This is a genomic window from Planococcus lenghuensis, assembly GCF_001999905.1.
Lineage (GTDB): Bacteria > Bacillota > Bacilli > Bacillales_A > Planococcaceae > Indiicoccus > Indiicoccus lenghuensis.
On sequence record NZ_CP019640.1, the window covers coordinates 3,200,961 to 3,220,632 of the forward strand.

Sequence of the window (19,672 nt, forward strand, 5' to 3'; positions counted from 1 at the left end):
CAACTGGTTCCGGTTTTCTGAAGGGGATGAAAGATCACCACTTATCAATGTCTTTCCGTTCGCCTTTGAAATTATTTTTAACCGCATGCCGCGCATGAAGCACGTCTTCCACTTCCCGCAGCGATACTCCCTGCTCATGCAGCAACACAGTCAAATGATATAAGAGATCCGCGGTTTCATTCACCACTTCCCCGCGGTCCCGGTTTTTCGCCGCAATCGCCACTTCGAAACTTTCTTCGCCGAATTTCTTAATGATTTTATCAATTCCGGCTTTAAGTAAATACCGGGTATATGACGACTCATCTTCCGCCTTCGCCCGGTTTGCCACTGTCGTTTCAAGTCCTTGAAGCGGTTCCGGTGTGACTTCACCAAAACAGCTCTCTGTCCCCAAATGGCATGTCGGTCCGGCTGGTTCTACTTGAACGAGGAGCGTATCATCGTCGCAATCGAGCGCCATGCTTTTTACATGCTGCACGTTGCCGCTCGATTCGCCTTTTTTCCAAAGGCGATCCTTGCTACGGGAGAAGAACCACACGACCCCATCCTGCTGTGTTTTCTCAAACGCTTCTTCGTTCATATAGCCAAGCATGAGAACCGTCCGCTTGGTCCAGTGCTGCAGGACGACCGGCAGCAGGCCTTTCGAAAAATCAGGTTTCACGTACTGCCACCCCGTTTCGTTTGGATAACGCCTTCACTTCATTGATCGTTACTTCTTTATTGTGAAAAATGGATGCCGCAAGCCCTGCCGATACATCCGTCTCCAAAAACATATTGGCAAAATGTTCGGCGTTCCCGGCTCCGCCCGATGCGATGACCGGCACAGACACACGCTCTTTCACGCGCAGCAATAAGTCATGGTCGAATCCTTGCTTCATGCCGTCCGTATCCATGCTCGTCAGGAGAATTTCCCCGGCGCTGAGCGCTTCCGCCTGTTCGACCCAATCCAACACCCGGACATCCGTCTGCTGTCTCCCGCCGTGCGTATAGCAGAACCAGTCGCGGGCTTCCTCGTCCCATTTCGCATCGACCGACAATGCGATGCATTGACTGCCATAGCGTTCGGAAGCTTCCCGGATCAGTTCCGGGCGTTTCAGTGCCGCTGAATTGATGCTCACTTTGTCAGCGCCCGCGTTCAGTAGCCGGCCGACGTCTTCCGCTGTCCGGATACCGCCGCCGATACCGAGCGGGATGAACAGCACTTCCGCCGTCCGCTGGATCACTTCAAGCATTAGATCGTGCCCCCGCTCTGTAGCCGAAACATCGAGAAAAATCAGCTCATCCGCGCCTTCTTCGTTATAGCGCTTCGCTAATTCGACCGGATCGCCGACATCCCGCAATCCTTTGAATTGGATTCCTTTAACAACGCGGCCGTCTTTTACATCAAGGCATGGGATAATCCGTTTTTTGATCATCGGATATCCCGCCAGAATTCCGGTGAATTGGCGGCTTTCCCGACAATCGCTGCCGCAACGCCTTCCGCTTTCAGCCGGTTGATGTCATCGATGTTCCGGACCCCGCCCGATGCGGTCACCGGCCATTTCGATGCGCGTGCGAGGCGGCCGGTCATTTCAACGTTCGGCCCTTCCATGCGCCCGTCTTTTGAAATGTCCGTGTAAATGACACCGCCGATTTCCGAACCGGCCAGCTCGTCAAGCACATCGAAAACCGTTTTTTTCGATTCTTCCTGCCAGCCGTTCAGCGCGACCCGTTCGCCTCGCGCATCGAGCCCCAGGTAAAGCCTGCCTGGATACTTTTTCGACAGCCCGGTCAGCCATTCCGGATCGGACAGCCCCTTTGTGCCGATGATAAGGTACGTCGCCCCCATATCGAAATAAGTCCGGACAGTTTCTTCCGAACGGATGCCGCCGCCGATCTGCACCGGTTTTTTCGCTGCTTTAATCAGCTGTCCGAACAGATCCGCTTCAACCGGCGCTTTTTTCAGCGCGCCCATCAAGTCGACTGTATGGATGCGGCCGACTTGTTCAAACCCGCTGTAGAATTCGACTGCTTCCAGCGGTGTCCGGCCCATTGCCGTCTTTGATCCGTAATCGCCTTCCGTCAGGCGGACGTTCTGTGAATTGATAATATCGATTGCCGGCCAGATCTCAATCACCGGAATCCCCCTTTCATCGCGCGGTCCAGGATTTCCAGCCCTGCGTCTCCGCTTTTTTCGGGATGGAACTGGATGCCGATCAGATTGTCTTTCTGCACAATGCCGACGACTTCCGCGCCGCCATACTCGGCAGACGCCACTGTCAGGTCATCCGGCACCGCCCGGTAGGAATGAATAAAATACACGTCTTTGTGAAGGGTTTCGTCTTCGCTTTTCAGCTGATTCCAGCCAAGATGCGGCACGGGCAGCTTCGTCCGGATGCGTTCGATTTTCCCTGGCAGGAAACCGAGCCCTTTCACATTGCCTTCTTCACTTTCTTCGTACAGCAGCTGCATGCCGAGACAGATGCCGACAAACGGTTTCGCGTCTTTCAGCTCTGCCAGTACCGGAATCAGCCCATCCGCTTCAAGTTTGCGCATCGCGTCACCGAAATGCCCGACGCCCGGCAAAATGAGTGCGTTCGCCCGGCGGAGCGCGTCGGGATCTTTCGTCAGTTGCACTTCATAACCCAAGTACTCGAGTGCCCGGCGCACGTTGGCGATGTTCCCGAGGCCGTAGTCGACGATGGCGATCATTAGAGAACCCCTTTCGTCGACGGCAGGCGGCCGTCCCCCGGTTCCATCGCTTCGCGCAGCGCACGCGCGAACGATTTGAACAGCGACTCGATTTCGTGGTGGGCGTTCCCTCCGCGAATCAAATCCATGTGCACAGTCAGTCCTGCGTTTATGACGACCGCCCGAAAAAATTCTTCGGCAAGTTCCGTATCGAACGTTCCGACTTTTTCCTTTGAAATGACAGCATCATATACAAAGAACGGCCGGCCGCTGATGTCGACGACCGTCCGGCTGAGTGTTTCATCCATCGGCACATAGCTCATGCCGTAGCGCCGGATGCCGGATTTGTCTCCGATCAATTCCTTCAATAGACCGCCGAGCACGATGCCGGTATCCTCAGCTGTGTGATGATCATCGATGTGCGTATCACCTTTCACCCGGCACTCGAGTTCCAGGCCGGAGTGAAAGGTGAAAAGCGTCAGCATGTGATCGAGAAAGCCGACTCCCGTGTCGATGACCGATTCTCCTGTCCCCCGCTGAAGCGTCAAGTCGATGGCTGTTTCTTTTGTTTCCCGTGAAGCTGATACTTTCATTCTGAATCCCTCCGTTTTCCAAAGCGCGCTTCAATGGACGCGGCATGCGCATGCAGTTCTTCAGAGCGTGCAATCGGAAGCGCCGCATCTGCCAGCCGGCTATAATCTGTTTCCGCCACGCGGATCACCGCATTGGCCGTCAGGAAATCATTGACGGATAACCCTGACTGAAAACGCGCATTGCCGTTCGTCGGCAGCACATGGCTCGGTCCTGCCGAATAGTCACCGAGCGCTTCCGGTGAAAAGCCGCCGATGAATAATGCGCCGGCATTACGGACGTCCGCCGCGTATGTTTCCGCGTCTTCCGTCTGGACCGCCAGATGCTCCGGCGCAATATCGTTCAGCAAGCGGATGATTTCCGCCCGGTCTTCAGCCAAAATGGTGTAATGATTGTTTTTCAGGCTTTCCTTGATGATCGCCGACCGTGGCGCTTCTTCCGCAAATTGTGCAGCAAGCCGGCTTACTTCTTCCAGTTTTGCCCGGTCAGTGGACAGTAAAAACGTTCGCGCCATTTCATCATGCTCCGCTTGTGCCAGCAGATCGAGTGCGGCCCATTCAGCGTTCGACGAGGCATCGACGACGACCGCAAGTTCGCTCGGCCCCGCAATCGAATCGATGCCGACGTCGCCGTATACGAGTTTTTTCGCCAATGCGACGTACTGGTTGCCCGGTCCGACGATTTTATCGACGCGGGCAATGGACTCCGTGCCGTAAGCGAGTGCGGCGATAGCCTGCGCGCCGCCCACTGTATACACCCGGTCAATGCCGCACATATAACAGGCAGCAAGGGTTGCCGGGTTAACCGGCGGTGGTGTGACTACGGTCAGTTCTTCCACACCGGCGACACGTGCCGGCAGTGCTGTCATGAGCACCGTCGACGGATAGCTCGCTTTGCCGCCGGGCACGTAAATGCCGGCGCTCCGGATCGGATGGAGAACCGGATACAGGCCTTCCGCTTCCGGCTGCGGCCATTTGATTTTACGCTGATATGCTTCGATGTTCTTTTTTGCCTGGGTCAATGCCGCTTTCAGATCCACAGGCAGGGCGTCATGTGCCGCTTTCAATTCCGCTTCCGGCACCGCCCGGACTTCGGTTTCCGCACCATCGAATTGCTTCGTGTAGCGGTCAAGCGCGGCATCACCTTCTGTCTGCACCGCTTTAATGATTGCCAGTACATCATTCACTTTCGACCAATCAAACTGGTTCTGAGATGTATAGACGTCGTCAAATTCTTTTGCTGTCAACATTCAATTCACCTGCAATTCATTGATAAAGGCGCGGATTTCCGCCGATTTTGTGAAAAACGCGTGTTTATTGGCCACAAGCCGGGCGCTGATCTCATCCAGTTGAATCCGTTCTTCCAGCCCGTTCATGCGGAGCGTCTCGCCGGACTGGACGATATCGACGATGGCATCCGCCATACCGATGACGGCAGCCAGTTCGACCGATCCGTTCAATTTAATGATTTTCACCGGCTGTCCGGCCTGATCGAAATAATCGCGTGTCACGTTCACATATTTCGTGGCGATCGTCCGGTATGCCGGCAATTCTTCTTTCGAAGCGATCGCAAAATGGCAATGGCCGAACGGCAGCTTCAGCAGCTCGTTCACGTCAGATGACTGTTCGGCGAGAATGTCGCTCCCCGTGATGCCGAGGTCCGCGATGCCTTCTTCAACATAGGTCGGCACATCGTCTCCTTTGACGAGCAGGAAGCGGATCTCCCCTTTTTCGACAAGCAGCTCGCGCTGTGCGTTCGTCAACGCATCATACCAGCCGGGATGGCCATTCTGGTTCAAGTAATCGAGGAAGCTCTTCAGGAGCCGCCCTTTTGATAATGCGATTGTAAGCATAATTTTCACCCTGACTTAATACTCTAAATGAGTGTATTTAGCTAAAGATAATTCCATCGTTGAATGTCTGCAATCTATGAATGAAGCGGTCAATTGATCCTCTTCAGTGTTAATGAAAGGAATCGCTCGAGCCAGACGCTTTCCGCGGGGCGGTCTGCAAGCCGCTTCGATCGCTTTGCGATCTGCAGGGTCTTGCCAAGCCCGTTGATCCCGTCGGAGTCGCCGTCTCTCGCTCTCCCTTTCAAAAAATTGTTTCTGAGAAGGAGATTTCCGAAAAAGGACAAGAAGCTAGTGACAGGCATAAGGACTTTGGAGTCGGTTTGTTCAGCGGACTCCAAATCCTCCTCACTTGTAAATTGTCTTCTTTTTTCACTGTGCTTTGTGAGCAGCAGCTCGGTGAGTCGCCTGCGGAAGACCGGACGGAAGAGACCCCGCAATGCTGCACTGCACCCCAAATGTTGGACACCCACATTGGAGGTGCAGTGCTAATGAGGAAATTCACAGAAACCGAAAAATTCGAAGCGGTCCAGCAATATCTGAATGGGAATGCCTCCTATCGGGGCATCGCTGAACAGATTGGGATTGATCACAAATCAGTCCGGAAGTGGGTTGGTCTGTATCGGGCGCACGGGATGGATGGTCTCCGGCTCCGTTCTTCATGTACAAACTACTCGGTTACGTTTAAACTGGACGTACTCAAGGACATGATGGAGACGGGCGCCTCCCTCCTGGCTACGGCTGTCAAGTACAATATCTCTTCCCCGCAGACCGTGCTTCGCTGGAAACGGCAGCTAATGGACCGGCCAGAGACGCTCCTCTCCCTCGAGAAGGAGGAGTCGGCGGTGAAACGGGACCAACGGAAGACGTCAGATCAGCAGGATGCACTGGAAAAGGCGTTGGCAGCTGCCGAGGCGGAGAACGAGCGCCTGCGCATGGAGCTTGCCTATTCAAAAAAGCTGAGAGCCTTAGCTCAGAAAAAGGAGTCATCACCAACCAAGAACGGGCGCAAGCCGTCTTCGAGTTAAGGCATGAATTTCCGGTGAATCAACTGATCAAGGTGGCGGGCATGGCCCGCAGCACCTATTATGCATGTGTAGCGCGCATGAACCGGCCAGACCCGGACGCGGCACTCAAAGAACAGATCCAGGCCATCTATGATGAACACGACGGCAATTACGGGTATCGCCGCATCTGTGATCAACTGGTGAACCAGGGGATACGGGTGAACCATAAAAAAGTACAGCGCCTCATGGGCGAACTGGGATTGAAAAGCACCTTTCGACCGGTACGGACCCGGAAGTATAATTCGTATCCCGGCAAAGGCAGCCATGTGGCGCCGAACCTTCTGGATCGCCAGTTCACAGCGGATCAGCCGAACGAAAAATGGGCCACCGACATCACGGAATTCAAAGTGTGCAGCCAGAAGCTGTATCTGTCACCGGTGCTGGATCTGTTTAACGGTGAAATCATTACGTATACCTTAGGCGCGCGTCCAACCTACAAACTGGTGTCCACCATGCTGGACCAAGCGCTCGAGCGCTTAACACCGGGCGATGACCTTCTTCTGCATTCCGACCAAGGCTGGCATTACCGGATTGAGCCGTACCGTGAAACGCTTGTGGCGAACCACATTACCCAGAGTATGTCCCGAAAGGGTACCTGCTTGGATAATTCGGTGATGGAGAACTTCTTCGGCATCATGAAATCCGAATTTCTGTATAAGCGGACATTTGCGACAGTTGAGCAGTTCGAACGGGAATTGGCCGACTACATGGAGTACTACAACTGCAAGCGCATTAAGAGCAAACTGAATGGCCGGAGTCCGGTTCACTACCGACTCCAGCTACAGGCCGCTGCCTGAAAGCAAATTCATGTCCAAGAATTGGGGGTCACTGCATGCGCAGAGCGCATGAGGAGGCTCGACCGTTCGTCCGCGGCAAGCGAGCGGGCTGCGTGAACAGAGAACTGAAGGTATCCTAGTGAGCTTTTTAACGGATAAAAGAGCTTATTCTCACATATTATCTGTAAAAGCATAGAATAAATATGCTTATTTAGATTTAATAGAAGATTCCCATGCCGAAAGCTTTCGACTGGGCTGTATATTGGCCGCCGGATGCGAACGGTGTCGTCCGGCCCGGCTCGTAAAATTGAATGAAAGCGCCATCGTAATAAGACTGCGAAGGCAAAGCCGTGATATCTGGATACACCGCTTCAATGCCGGATTTCCGGATCTCCTCTTCCCAGTCGACCAGTTCTTCTAGGATCGGCTGGAGCTGCGGAAACAACTCGCGCAGTTTATGAAGCTGGGACTCCGGCTGCAATTCCAGCAGCTGCGGCAGCGGATGATCGCCGAGCAGCTGGCGGAGCCTGGAAATACTGCGCTGGGACAGTGCCCGGCGAATGTCCGGATTCTCATACTGTTCAGTAGTCAGAATCGATTTCAGCAGCGCATAATGGCTGATCACCGCTGTGCGGATATCTTTTTGCATCCGTCTCTGGATAAATTCCAGCAGCAGTGCAAGCCCCCGCTGCTGGCTTGCCGGGTTATCGGAAAACACTTCCATGCCGAACTGATGGGCGCCTTCCCCGTTCTTGTAAACAGGACCTGAATAGGCCACTTGTTCAGATTGCAGCCGGTATTTCTGCAAGTAACGCACAATGGCATTCGTCCAATCATGGCGGAGCGTATGAACTTTTCCGTTCTGCACCCATGTTTCACGGCTTGGCATGAGCTGCAGATCGTCCGGTGTCATGCCTGCCCAGTCGAACACTTCCACGACCGGCAGATCAATGACATCAAAATGATGCGAATGGAAAAACGTCAGAAATTCCACTTCCTGCTCTTTCTGGCGAATCAATGACGGATTGAAGATGAAGGCGGTCATAACAGGCACTCCCTTTACTTTAGCACTCTACCTTGTTAAAGTGTTTATTAGGTGAAATAGTATCATATCTTATTTTTCTTTGCAACGGCATAAAAATTCTTATACGATCATGGTACCAAAAGGAGGGATCACCATGCGAATCGACGGACACGTTCACTCTCATTTCTGTCCCCATGGAACAGATGCGCCGATGGAAGAGTATGTCCAAAAAGCAATCGGGCTGGGACTTGAAGTTATTACATTCACAGAACATGCCCCGCTGCCTGAAGGATTTGCCGATCCGGTACCGGGACAGGACAGCTCAATGCGTGCGGAAGACGTGCCGGCTTACCTGGCGGAAGGCCGCCGCCTTGCCGATAAGTATACCGGACAAATCGAGGTGCGGACAGGGTTTGAAGTCGACTACATTGAAGGGTTTGAAGAAGGCACCAACGCATTTCTGACAGCTTATCCGGACGCCGCCCGCCATTCAATTCTGAGCGTGCATTTCCTGAAGCTCGATGACGGCTATTTCTGCCTGGACTACAGCGCAGAAATGTTTGAAAGAAAAGCGGAAGAAGTCAGCGTCCAATCATTGTACCGGGCATATGAGCGGACACTCCGCCTTGCCATCGCCCGGCCGTTCGGTGATTTGACGCCGCCGGTGCTCGGTCACATCAATTTAATCCACAAATTCCGGAAGCGGGTAAAAGCGGATGATCCGATCGACTGGGAAGACGTGCTGCGGCAGGCAGAAACAAACGATTTTACACTCGATTATAATTTCGCCGGAATCGACAAAGCGGATTACGGCGAAGCTTATCCGGATGCAGACATTCTGGCTATTGCCCGGCTGTATTCAACCCCTTTGCAGACCGGATCTGACGCCCATCATCCCGATGACGTCGGAAGGTATTTTGCCGGCGATGACGAATTGCAAAAGCTATAGCAAAAGGACCGCTGCGGCGGTCCTTTTAAAATAAGATTGATTGTTCACGTAATGCCGACCAGGATATCCGCCTCTCTTAAAAATGCGGCTGTTTCCTGATGCACCAGTTCTGAGCCTTTCCCGAACCAGATAAGATGTCCCCACGTGTCGACGATAAGCATCAGCGCGTCCGGAATCGCTCCGCTCGCATGCAACGCGTGATCCAGACGGACTGCCTGGTCATGCTTGCTGTGGATGATCAGAACCGGGCAGCGGATTTGCCGTGAATGGGCCGGATCCAGCTGGGCGGTTTGCTGAAGATCGATAAAGAAGCCGCTGCCTGAACGCTGCCGGCTGTTCATTTTCCGGAACGCCTCGAGATCCCCTTCTTGTATATAGGGCTGTACCTCTTTTAATTTCAGCGTGCTAAATGACGGCAGCATTTGCCGGAACAGAAATTTCGGTGAAAGATTCGTACAGAGACTGACCAGCTTCCAACTGTATTTCTCGCGCGCCGGATGAAATAGAATTCGGGCTGCTTTATATTCCTTGTCCTGAGGAGTCAGCCATTCTTTTGTGACAGCCGACTGCAGGGTCAGACTGCTCACCCGGCCGGGATAAAGAGCCGCAAAGGTGATGGCGCTTGGCCCGCCCGCAGACATTGCGACGAGATGCACACGTTCCACCTCCAAGTGATCCAGCAATTCGGCGTAGGCCCGGCAGGCAGATTTCAAACTGTTGCCGATTAACCGGTCGGTCTTTCCATAACCCGGACGCGAAGGCGTGATGATCGCATAGCCTTGATCCATTAATTCCTGATAGCCAAATTCTTCCTGACAATTCGAATGGCCGCCATGCATCATGAGGATGGGTCTCCCTGTACCGGCCACTGAATATTCCAGCTGCAGGCCGTTCCTGGTCTGAAAATAACGCGCCTCTCTCATTACATCACCCTTCTTTCCTTTATAGCTGTTTAATTCGATATAGAATTACAAAAAACCTTTACGGAAAATAAATAACTCATTCAAGGCTGCGGACGCAGCTGTCGGAGACCGGCAATTCCGCTATGGAAGGCAGCGGTATCGCACAACACTTGCGGGTTCGGGAAAACCGCTTGCGGATTTACAGGGATTACTTGCAGGCGAATCCGGCCCGCTGAAAATCCCGGACTGCTTGAAGTAAGTTTGCAAAAGATACCGTAGTATTCCCGAAATTTCCGATTTTATTCAAGGTTCCCTGAAGTTCCTGGAGCACCAATGATCAATTGCTTTTTCCGTCCACGAGAACACTTCCTTTGCTTCCGGTCCGCGCTTCCTCTATGTTAGTAGCAGACACAGCGACAAAAGGAGGGCTATGCAAATGCGTTTTCATCAAAAACCCATCATGCACGTTTCCCAAGTGAATTTGAAAGTGCAGAATATCGACCGCTCATTGGCGTTCTATACGTCGGTCATCGGACTGAGTGTGCTAAACCGGACCGAAACATCCGGCCAGCTTACTGCGGATGGAAAGACGGTTTTAGTGTCTCTTGAACAGCCGGAGGGCGTCACGCCGAAACAGCCGCGCACCACCGGCCTTTATCATTTCGCTATTCTGCTGCCGGAACGGTCGGATCTTGCGGCAATCGTCCGCCACTTCACGCAAATCGACCTGCAGTTCGGTGCCTCCGACCATCTGGTCAGTGAAGCCCTGTATTTTTCTGATCCGGACGGAAATGGCATTGAAATTTACAGGGACCGCGATCCCGATGAATGGACATGGAATGGAGAAGAAGTCGTGATGACGGTTGATCCGCTCGATTTTGATGATTTGCTGGAGAACAGTGAACCGAAAGAATGGCAAGGCTTGCCGGCGGATACGGCAATAGGCCACATTCACCTGCATACAGGTGACTTGCAGCGGTCGGAACAGTTCTACACCGAGGGGCTCGGACTGGACATTGTGTGCCGATACGGCAGTCAGGCTTCCTTTATCTCTGCAGGGAAGTATCATCACCATATCGGGATCAATACGTGGAATGGAGTCGGCGCACCTCCCCCTTCGCCGCACAGCGCCGGGCTGGCGTCCTACTCGCTTATGCTGCCGGATGAAAACACGCGTCTCCAGATCATTGAGCGTTTGAAAGCGAAGGAGGCACCGGTTTCCGAGGCGGATCACGGCTTCACGACGGAAGATCCATCAGGCAACCGAATACAGCTTCTGGTCTAATGACGATAAACAGTTTCCCGGAGATTCGGCGGACCATGTTAGAATCTCCCTTTCTCCGGGTATAGTAATAAAAATTTGTTCAGAGTCGAAGGAGGATGCGGAATGGAAGAAGAAGTGTGGTATTACATAGCACTCGGAATCATCGTCGCGGGGATTGCGGCAGTCATCATCGCTGCTGCCATGTCAATGAAAGCGATCAAAGGACCCATGAAAGAAATGAAGAAGTCGGCGGATGACCTGAAGGAACGGATGGACCGGTTTCAATTGGAAACGACTGCCCTGCAGCATAATGTGCAGGAACTGACAGATGACATGAAGTATAAAACAACAGCGATTTCTGTACTGACCAATGCAGTGAAAGGTACGGTCAACTCGGTTCTGGATTTGAACGCCTCCATTCGGTCGATTACAGCGCATATTACCGAGCGGACAGACCGGGATCCCAAGCAGCAGAAAGAGACGAACCGCTTCGTCGATACAGCGATGGATCTTGTTGATTTGGTGAAAGAGTCAAATACATTGAAGCCCCATTCGTACACGACGCATTCGGAACGGATCATCATCCGGGAAGAACCATCAGATAGAATCCGTTAATCCACATGCGAATAACAAAAGGGTGACCCCTCCAGTTTTAGGGTCACCCTTTTTCATTTAGCCCATTGCATGAAACACGAAGTTCATAAAGAACAATGCAGCAATGATATATAGCGGAATCGATACGTCACGCGCTTTGCCGATCGCGATTTTCAGAATCGGATACAAGATGAAACCGACTGCGATTCCATCTGCGATGCTGTACGTAAACGGAATAAGCGCGATGATCAGCAATGCCGGGAAGCTCTCACTGAAATCCGACAGATCCAAGTGACGGATGTTCTGCAGCATCAGCCCGCCAATGATGATCAGGATCGGCGCAATAGCACTGTCCGGAATCACTTTAATAAGCGGGATGAAGAACGTCGATAGCAGAAACAGAATCCCGAACACAATGGCTGTAAGGCCGGTCCGGCCCCCTGCCGCTGTGCTTGCAGTCGTTTCCACCGTCGCCACTGTCGGGCTCGTGCCGAAAATGCCGGACAGCATCGTCGAGATTGACGTCGCCTGAAATGATTTCTTATACGCTTCCGGGCGGCCGATGAATGCCGTATGGCCATGGACAAGTCCGATGTTTTCAAACACAAGGACCATGGTCAGTGAGAACACAGCAATCCAGAACGGGAACGTCAGCAAGCTGTCGAACGACAATGCACCGAATACGCCAAGGTAATCGGATAACACAAATGGCTGCTGTTCCTGTCCCACACCGGTGATTCCAAACAGGAGACCGATGATCGTTCCGGCTACGACAGTGATGAGGAAATTCCCCGGCACATTGCGGACAAATAAAATGATGGCAATCAGGAAAGTCAGCGCTGTCGCCTGCACATACGGATCCGTCAGTGAACCAAGCACGAGAATGACGCCGTCCCCCTGCTCCACGATGCCGCCTTTTTCAAGACCGACGAGAATGAGGAACATTCCGAGCCCGACGGTGATGGCTTCTTTGAGCGAATGCGGAATCGCCGCACTCAGCAGCCCGCCCATGCGAGTGAACGCCACCAGCATGAAAATCAGGCCGGAAACGAATACTGCAGCGAGCGCTTCCTGCCACGTCAGTCCCATTGACTGGACCATCGTATAAGCGAATAACGCATTGATCCCCATGCCCGGAACGAGCAGAATCGGCGCATTCGCCCAGAAGCCCATCAGAAATGCGCTGACGACCGATACGAAAATCGTTGCCAGTATTGCGCCTTCCAGCGGGATTCCCGCTTCCGATAAAATCAGTGAATTTACGGCAATGATGTAGATAAGTGTGAAAAAACCGATCAGTCCGGCCATGATTTCCGTCTTCACATTCGTGCCGTACTTTTCCAGCCCGAATCGGTTATTTAACCAATTGTTCATTCATATTCCTTCTTAAAAAAATAGCCCTCTCCCTACCCGCTTTTCCTGAAACAAATCAGGCAAGCCAAGAAATAATATTAGGGACAGAGCAAAGAAAAGTCAAGAGAAGAGCTTACCGGCTGTCAAAAGCGGAAATTTTAGATTAGCAGAGATTAGGGACTATTTGCCAGAAGTAGAGGGTTATTCGCCAAACTCCGGTTCCATTCGCCAAAACTGGCAACCTATTCGCCAAACTCCGGTTCTATTCGCCAAAACTGGCAACCTATTCGCCAAATTCCGGTTCCACCTGCCAAAGCCAGGTTCCTGGCCCCGTTCTCTTGAACTAAAAAATCGCCGGCCCGTTTCCGGACCGGCGATTCTCTTTCATTCAATTAAACGAACATACCTGCAATCGCTGCGCTCAGAAGTGATGCGAGCATACCGGCTGCAACGGCACGCATGCCGAGGCGGGCAATATCCGGGCGTCGGGATGGTGCAAGACCGCCAAGACCGCCAAGCAGAATGGCGAGCGAGCTCAAGTTGGCAAATCCACACAGAGCGAACGATACAACGATCACCGTCTTCGGTGACAGTTCTTCGATCATCGGCGCAAACGCAGCGTAGGCTACAAATTCATTGAGCACAAGTTTCTGGCCGATAAAACTTCCTGCCAGCACGGCTTCATCCCACGGAACACCAATTGCGAACGCGAGCGGCGCAAAGATGAAACCGAGAATGCCTTGCAGTGTCAGATCACCAAAACCGAACGGTTCACCGATAAAGCCGATAATTCCGTTGACGAGTGCGATCAATGCAATGAAGGCAAGGAGCATCGCGCCAACATTAAGCGCGAGCTGCAGACCGACGCCTGCACCGCGCGCGGCTGCGTCGATAACGTTGACGGTTTCTTCGTCTTTTTCAAGTTCTACAGGATCAGTGTGCTTTGGTTCTTCTGTTTCCGGTAAAATCATTTTCGCCATGATCAGACCGGCTGGCGCAGCCATAAAGCTCGCCGCAAGCAAATATTCAAGCGGAACTCCGAGAAGTGCATAACCAGCAAGCGTAGAGCCGGCGACTGACGCAAGACCGCCTGTCATGATAGCGAATAATTCCGATTGCGTCATATTTCCGATGAACGGCCGGACAACCAGCGGCGCTTCAGTCTGGCCGACGAAAATATTCGCAGCAGCCGACATGGATTCCGGACGGCTCGTGCCAAGCATTTTAGCCAGCAATCCGCCCAATAATTTGATAATGACCTGCATGATTCCCAAGTGATACAGCACCGCAATTAAGGACGAGAAGAAGATGATGATCGTCAGCACCTGAAACGCAAAGACAAATCCGAACTCCTCTACGTTCGCTGCAGGACCGAATACAAACGAAATTCCCTCACCTGCATAATCAATGATATTCTGGACGCCTTCAGCGAATGTCTGGAGCGCCGCTCTTCCGGCTTCCCATTCCAGCACGACAAATGCAAATGACAGCTGAATCGCCAAGCCCACTAAAATCGTGCGCGGGTTGATCGACTTGCGTTTTGATGACAATAAAAACGCGATACCGAGTACCACGATAATCCCTAAGATTCCCCATAAGAAATTCACAAATTTACACCTCGATTGAATGATAGTTAAAACGCTTCCACAAGAGAGTATAACAGGTTTTCCTTGGTTGTCGGTCGTCAGACAACCGATTTAGTGAATTAGGTGCATGAGAATTTGAAAGGTTTGTGAACTCTCGAAACCAATAAAAAAAGAACCTGCTTGTCAAGCCGGTGCCAAAAGGCTTTTCAGCTTAACAAGCAGGTTCAGCGTTTTTCATTTTATTTGTGCCTATCGAGTGTCGGTCAAACTGCAAAAAGCAGCATCAGGGAGCCTCATTCCGCTGACCGTTTCTTTTCCATCTCTTCCTGGCTGATCCGCTCCACCGGAAATTTATCCGATAATTGATCGATTTGCTTGAGGGCTTCTTTGTAAAATTCCATATCCGTGAATTCATCCGCATAGTAAAATGAACCATTCCCGGTCTCTAGCAAGAGGCGAACGGCCTGCGTCGCCTGATTGCCGACATCTTCATCCCCGACAACCGGACCGCCCGGCTGTCCATCGATCTCCAGCAGATAAGCCGTGCCATTCACGCCATCCTGTTTCGCTTTATCTGCAAACTCAAGCACTTCCTGCATATCTTTTGCTGTTTCCCGCATCGTATCCGCTCCTTTCAAAACTAGCTCTAATTTAAGTATTCACTTTCGCTTCATTCCCTAAACCCGTATACTTGTCAATGAAGTCAGAAAACTCTGCGTAAGGAGATATGCAAATGACTTACACATTTACGTCGCTTGGCGACCGGGCAGTCATGATCGAAGCCGCCTCTGAGATCGGTTCCGATGCACAGCGCCAGGTCCGGATGATTACAGCCTTACTGGAATCAGAATCCCCTTCCTGGGTTCTTGAATACATTCCTGCCTTCACAACAGTCGCCATCTTCTATGATCCCATGCTACTTACATACCGGCTGGCAGTTCAGCAGCTGCAGACATTGCTGAACCGGCTGGCAGAGAATCGGCTTCCGGCTGCACGCACGATTGAAATTCCGGTATGCTATGGCGGTGAATTCGGACCGGACTTAGCATTCGTCGCTTCCCATAACAATCTCACTGAAGAGGATGTCATCCGCTTGCATACAAGCGGCGAATATTCCGTCTATATGATCGGCTTCGCACCTGGCTTCCCTTTCCTTGGCGGCATGCCGGAACAAATCGCTGCACCCCGAAAAGATTCACCGCGCCTTCGCATTCCGGAACGGACAGTCGGAATCGCGGGCAAACAGACCGGTATTTATCCGATTGAGACGCCTGGCGGCTGGCAGCTGATCGGCCGAACTCCACTCCGCCTTTTCTTACCGGAAAATGAAGTGCCAAGCCTTCTTCAGGCGGGCGATTCAATTACATTCAAAGAAATTTCAAAGGATGAGTACTATGCATATAAGGAGCAGTCCCATGCTGAAGATCAATAAAGGCGGCCTCCAGACAACGGTCCAGGATTCAGGCCGCTATGGCTTGCAGAAATTCGGCGTTATCACAAACGGTGCCATGGATCCGTATGCATTCCGCATTGCGAATATCCTCATAGGGAACACAGAATTCGAAGCGGCTCTCGAAATCACGCTCGCAGGACCGGTGATTGAGTTTGAGCAGGACGCTATGATTGCGTTATGCGGCGGAGACCTCTCACCGGTAATCGATGGACAGAATGCAAAAATGTGGCGGCCGCTGTTCGTTCCAAAAGGCAGCACATTAACATTTGGCGCACCGCGAACTGGCACCCGGGCTTATTTAGCGGTTGCCGGGGGAATTGATGTGCCGGAAATCATGGGCAGTAAATCGACGTATCTGCGGGCGGGCATCGGCGGATTCAAAGGGCGGGCACTTGAAGCGGGAGATGAACTGACTGCCGGCCGGCTCTCTTCCCGGCAATCCGCCCTCCTGGCTGCCCATAGCAAGAATAATGTGTGTCAGCCCAGCTGGTCTGTTGCATCTCTTTCTTACTCCGCTGAACCGGTGATTCAGGTAATGGAGGGAAGACAATTCAGCTTGTTTGACAGCCGGAGCAGAGATCATTTTTTCCAGGAGACATTCTCCATATCGGTCCAGTCTGACCGGATGGGCTGCCGGCTGGAAGGTGTGTCATTGCATTTGGAAGAAACCCAGGAATTGATCTCCGAAGCAGTTGCGTTCGGATCTGTCCAAGTTCCGCCGGACGGCAATCCGATCGTTTTATTGGCAGACCGGCAAACAACTGGCGGTTATCCGAAAATCGGTCAAATCGCTTCTGTCGATCTTCCGCTGGTCGCTCAGTTAAAACCGGGCGACCGGCTTCACTTCCAGAAGATCAGCCTCGAAGAAGCCCAGCAGCTTTACCGGGCACAAGAACAGCTGATCCGGCAGCTTAAGACCTCAATTCGATTAAAGCAGGAGGAATGGATATGACATTTCAAGTGGACATAAATTGTGATATGGGAGAAAGTTTCGGTGCCTATTCAATGGGACGGGACGCGGAGATTCTGGACTATGTGACATCGGCTAATATTGCCTGCGGGTTCCATGCGGGTGACCCGCCGACGATGCGAAAAACCGTAAAACTCGCCCTCGAGAAAAATGTCGGGATCGGCGCTCATCCGGGGCTTCAGGATCTAGCCGGGTTTGGGAGGCGCACGATGAATATTTCGCCCCGGGAAGCATACGAACTGACGGTTTATCAAATCGGGGCATTGGCGGGTTTCGTGAAAGCGGAAGGTGCACAGATGCAGCATGTAAAAGCACACGGTGCTTTCTATAACATGGCCGCAAAGGATGCCTCCCTTTCAGAAGCAATTGCAGAAGCCGTATACGATGTGGACCCGCAGCTGATTTTATTCGGCTTGTCGGGGAGCGAATTGATTAAGGCGGGGAATAAAACCGGACTCCGGACAGCGAGCGAAGTGTTCGCAGACCGTACATACCAGCAGGACGGCTCGCTCACTTCCCGGTCGGAACCGAATGCGTTACTGACCAATACCGAGGCTGCCATAAACCAGGTCATCCGCATGGTCAAGGAGCAAAAAGTACATTCTGTTCAAGGTCTGGATATCGGGTTGCAGGCAGATACGATCTGCATTCATGGCGATAAACCGACGGCACTTGATTTTGCTATGCATATTTCAGCATCATTAAAAGAAGCCGGAGTGGACGTCACAAAAATACGGGATGTTCTTTAATCCATCAAGCAAAAGGAGCATTTATGAAAAATTCTAACCGCAGTATTTTACTGGGAGCCGCATTTCTGATGGCCACTTCCGCTATCGGACCCGGATTCCTGACTCAGACCACTGTTTTTACTGAAACCCTTCTTGCATCATTCGGTTTTGTCATCTTAATTTCCATCATTATTGATATTGGCGCACAGATGAACATCTGGCGGATTATCGCCATGGCGGAAATGCGGGCACAGGACATCGCAAATGCCGTTCTTCCAGGGCTTGGCTACTTCCTGGCTGTACTGGTTGTCATGGGTGGCCTTGCATTCAATATCGGGAACATCGCCGGCGCGGGCTTGGGGCTGAATGTATTGTTCGGCATCTCTCCTGCAATGGGGGCACTGCTGAGCGGCATTCTGGCGATCGGCATCTTTCTGATCAAGGAAGCCGGCCGGGCAATGGACCGGTTCGCCCAGCTGCTCGGCTTTATCATGATCGCGCTGACCCTGTATGTGATGTTCACGGCCCAACCGCCTGTTGGTGAAGCAGTGGCCAGAACATTCGCCCCTGATACGATTGATATTCTCGCTATTGTTACGCTCGTCGGCGGAACAGTCGGCGGCTACATTACATTTGCCGGCGGGCATCGCTTGATTGATGCCGGATTGAGCGGTAAAGCTGCACTTCCTGAAGTGACTCGGAGCTCCGTCTATGCAATCGGTGTCGCTTCCATCATGCGGGTCTTTCTGTTTCTTGCTGTTCTTGGCGTTGTTTCCCAAGGACTGGCACTGGATCCTGATAATCCGCCTGCATCGGTTTTCCGGCTGGCGGCCGGCGAAGTCGGCTACAAGATCTTCGGCGTGGTCATGTGGTCGGCGGCTGTCACTTCCGTCGTCGGAGCAGCGTATACATCCGTTTCATTTATCCGGACATTCAGCCCTGTACTCGAGAAGTATCATCGCTGGCTCATCATTTCATTTATCATCATCTCCACCATTGTCTTCGTGTCCATCGGGCGTCCGGTTCTGATCCTGATTCTGGTCGGTTCGCTGAATGGCCTGATTCTCCCGATTGCGCTTGGTGTCATGCTTGTAGCTGCACACCGCGCTGATATTGTTGGGGAGTACAAGCACCCGGTGTGGATGACGGCATTTGGTGCAATTATCGTGATAGCCATGGCCATTCTCGGAGCCTATGCACTTATGAACGGGATTCCGCAGCTCTTCCGCACATAAACGCCTGTCATGTACGCAGGTTCTTCCTGGCCCTGTTGCAGTAATCTCCCTGCAACAGGGCCTTATTTGCTAAAGTTCTACTAAAAAGTATATAAAAGTGGTTTAATAACTCCCTTTTTTGGTTATACAGTAGTATTACACGTTATGTTATGCAAAATTGTCCAATTGAAGAGTTTTCTGCCCACAGTCCATTTTATTTGTGCAGATAAATCCCAATTGCCGCCGTTTGAATTTTAAACGAAAGGGGTTTTTTTTAATGAAAAAAGTAATTACGTACGGCACATTCGATCTCCTGCACTATGGCCATATCAACATTCTGAAGCGGGCAAAACAGCATGGTGATTTTCTTGTTGTTGCGCTGTCCACAGATGAATTTAATGCTATTAAAGGAAAGGAAAGCTACTTTAAATATGAAGAACGAAAACAGCTTTTAAATGCGATCCGCTATGTCGATCTGGTTATCCCGGAAGAAAGCTGGGATCAGAAAGCGCGTGACATTCAAAAATACGATATTGATTGTTTTGTCATGGGAAATGACTGGGAAGGAAAATTTGATTTTCTGAAGAAGTATACAGAAGTCGTCTATCTCCCCCGGACACCTGAAATTTCAACAAGCAAGATCAAAGATGACCTCGGATTCGGCTCCACCGGCTAAGTCCGGGGC

The 19,672-nt window shown here is 51.9% G+C and carries 21 protein-coding genes; 9 read left to right on the top strand and 12 right to left on the bottom strand.

The features are described from left to right. Window positions 1-34 precede the first annotated feature (34 nt). From hisIE to hisG, 7 genes are read right to left on the bottom strand one after another with little or no spacing between them, the layout of a single operon-like run. Window positions 35-658: a bifunctional phosphoribosyl-AMP cyclohydrolase/phosphoribosyl-ATP diphosphatase HisIE gene (hisIE, locus tag B0X71_RS16210; RefSeq protein ID WP_077590397.1), complete on the bottom strand. Its 624-nt coding sequence runs from the start codon at window positions 656-658 to the stop codon at window positions 35-37. Next, complete coding sequence (hisF, locus tag B0X71_RS16215; RefSeq protein ID WP_077590398.1) at window positions 648-1,412, bottom strand: imidazole glycerol phosphate synthase subunit HisF; 765 nt, start codon at window positions 1,410-1,412, stop codon at window positions 648-650. The genes hisIE and hisF overlap by 11 nt, the downstream gene beginning before the upstream one ends. Beyond that, the gene (locus B0X71_RS16220) at window positions 1,409-2,113 is read right to left on the bottom strand and encodes a HisA/HisF-related TIM barrel protein (RefSeq protein WP_077590399.1); all 705 of its coding nucleotides are present in this window, start codon (window positions 2,111-2,113) and stop codon (window positions 1,409-1,411) included. The genes hisF and B0X71_RS16220 overlap by 4 nt, the downstream gene beginning before the upstream one ends. Continuing rightward, on the bottom strand, window positions 2,110-2,688 hold the full coding sequence (gene hisH, locus B0X71_RS16225) for an imidazole glycerol phosphate synthase subunit HisH (protein WP_077590400.1): 579 nt from the start codon (window positions 2,686-2,688) through the stop codon (window positions 2,110-2,112). Before hisH ends, B0X71_RS16220 begins: the two co-directional genes overlap by 4 nt. Continuing rightward, window positions 2,688-3,260, bottom strand: a complete 573-nt coding sequence (gene hisB / locus B0X71_RS16230; RefSeq protein ID WP_077590401.1) for an imidazoleglycerol-phosphate dehydratase HisB — start codon at window positions 3,258-3,260, stop codon at window positions 2,688-2,690. Before hisB ends, hisH begins: the two co-directional genes overlap by 1 nt. Further along, entirely contained in the window at window positions 3,257-4,507 is a 1,251-nt protein-coding gene (hisD, locus tag B0X71_RS16235) for a histidinol dehydrogenase (RefSeq protein WP_077590402.1), read from the bottom strand. The genes hisB and hisD overlap by 4 nt, the downstream gene beginning before the upstream one ends. After that, a complete protein-coding gene (gene hisG, locus B0X71_RS16240; RefSeq protein WP_077590403.1) occupies window positions 4,508-5,110 on the bottom strand; it encodes an ATP phosphoribosyltransferase in 603 nt (200 codons plus the stop codon). Window positions 5,111-5,598: 488 nt separating this feature from the next. On the opposite strand from hisG, the gene B0X71_RS16250 reads away from it, so the two are divergent. Beyond that, window positions 5,599-6,971 (top strand): IS3 family transposase gene (locus tag B0X71_RS16250; RefSeq protein WP_156889851.1). Its coding sequence is split into 2 segments (ribosomal slippage): window positions 5,599-6,058 and window positions 6,058-6,971, totalling 1,374 coding nucleotides; the frame shifts between segments, so codons are not numbered across the junction. Window positions 6,972-7,167: 196 nt separating this feature from the next. Here B0X71_RS16250 and B0X71_RS16255 read toward each other — a convergent pair. Continuing rightward, window positions 7,168-7,995: an ATP phosphoribosyltransferase regulatory subunit gene (locus B0X71_RS16255; RefSeq protein ID WP_077590405.1), complete on the bottom strand. Its 828-nt coding sequence runs from the start codon at window positions 7,993-7,995 to the stop codon at window positions 7,168-7,170. Window positions 7,996-8,128: 133 nt separating this feature from the next. Here B0X71_RS16255 and hisJ point away from each other — a divergent pair, with 133 nt between their 5' ends. Beyond that, on the top strand, window positions 8,129-8,923 hold the full coding sequence (gene hisJ / locus B0X71_RS16260; RefSeq protein ID WP_198038640.1) for a histidinol-phosphatase HisJ: 795 nt from the start codon (window positions 8,129-8,131) through the stop codon (window positions 8,921-8,923). Window positions 8,924-8,967: 44 nt separating this feature from the next. Here hisJ and B0X71_RS16265 read toward each other — a convergent pair whose 3' ends face one another. Then, window positions 8,968-9,846: an alpha/beta fold hydrolase gene (locus B0X71_RS16265; RefSeq protein ID WP_077590407.1), complete on the bottom strand. Its 879-nt coding sequence runs from the start codon at window positions 9,844-9,846 to the stop codon at window positions 8,968-8,970. A gap of 415 nt (window positions 9,847-10,261) precedes the next feature. Here B0X71_RS16265 and B0X71_RS16270 point away from each other — a divergent pair, with 415 nt between their 5' ends. Further along, complete coding sequence (locus tag B0X71_RS16270; protein ID WP_077590408.1) at window positions 10,262-11,110, top strand: VOC family protein; 849 nt, start codon at window positions 10,262-10,264, stop codon at window positions 11,108-11,110. A 102-nt stretch (window positions 11,111-11,212) separates the two neighbouring features. Beyond that, the gene (locus B0X71_RS16275; RefSeq protein ID WP_077590409.1) at window positions 11,213-11,704 is read left to right on the top strand and encodes a DUF948 domain-containing protein; all 492 of its coding nucleotides are present in this window, start codon (window positions 11,213-11,215) and stop codon (window positions 11,702-11,704) included. Between the two features lie 57 nt (window positions 11,705-11,761). On the opposite strand, the gene B0X71_RS16280 is transcribed toward B0X71_RS16275, so the two are convergent. The 3 genes from B0X71_RS16280 to B0X71_RS16290 all read right to left on the bottom strand — a co-directional run bounded on the left by B0X71_RS16280 (window position 11,762) and on the right by B0X71_RS16290 (window position 15,242). Then, entirely contained in the window at window positions 11,762-13,057 is a 1,296-nt protein-coding gene (locus B0X71_RS16280; protein ID WP_077590410.1) for an NCS2 family permease, read from the bottom strand. Window positions 13,058-13,428: 371 nt separating this feature from the next. Then, window positions 13,429-14,643, bottom strand: coding sequence for a NupC/NupG family nucleoside CNT transporter (locus B0X71_RS16285; protein WP_077590411.1), 1,215 nt, complete (start codon window positions 14,641-14,643; stop codon window positions 13,429-13,431). Window positions 14,644-14,915: 272 nt separating this feature from the next. Further along, complete coding sequence (locus B0X71_RS16290; RefSeq protein WP_077590412.1) at window positions 14,916-15,242, bottom strand: hypothetical protein; 327 nt, start codon at window positions 15,240-15,242, stop codon at window positions 14,916-14,918. A 113-nt stretch (window positions 15,243-15,355) separates the two neighbouring features. Between B0X71_RS16290 and pxpB the strand changes: the two genes are divergently transcribed. From pxpB to tagD, 5 genes are all read left to right on the top strand, one after another. Continuing rightward, the gene (gene pxpB / locus B0X71_RS16295) at window positions 15,356-16,054 is read left to right on the top strand and encodes a 5-oxoprolinase subunit PxpB (RefSeq protein WP_077590413.1); all 699 of its coding nucleotides are present in this window, start codon (window positions 15,356-15,358) and stop codon (window positions 16,052-16,054) included. After that, on the top strand, window positions 16,038-17,027 hold the full coding sequence (locus B0X71_RS16300) for a 5-oxoprolinase subunit C family protein (protein WP_077590414.1): 990 nt from the start codon (window positions 16,038-16,040) through the stop codon (window positions 17,025-17,027). The genes pxpB and B0X71_RS16300 overlap by 17 nt, the downstream gene beginning before the upstream one ends. Further along, window positions 17,024-17,794: a LamB/YcsF family protein gene (locus B0X71_RS16305; protein ID WP_077590415.1), complete on the top strand. Its 771-nt coding sequence runs from the start codon at window positions 17,024-17,026 to the stop codon at window positions 17,792-17,794. Before B0X71_RS16300 ends, B0X71_RS16305 begins: the two co-directional genes overlap by 4 nt. A 23-nt stretch (window positions 17,795-17,817) precedes the next feature. Next, the gene (locus tag B0X71_RS16310) at window positions 17,818-19,008 is read left to right on the top strand and encodes an NRAMP family divalent metal transporter (RefSeq protein ID WP_077590416.1); all 1,191 of its coding nucleotides are present in this window, start codon (window positions 17,818-17,820) and stop codon (window positions 19,006-19,008) included. Between the two features lie 256 nt (window positions 19,009-19,264). Then, the gene (tagD, locus tag B0X71_RS16315; RefSeq protein ID WP_077590417.1) at window positions 19,265-19,663 is read left to right on the top strand and encodes a glycerol-3-phosphate cytidylyltransferase; all 399 of its coding nucleotides are present in this window, start codon (window positions 19,265-19,267) and stop codon (window positions 19,661-19,663) included. The last annotated feature ends 9 nt before the right edge of the window (window positions 19,664-19,672 follow it).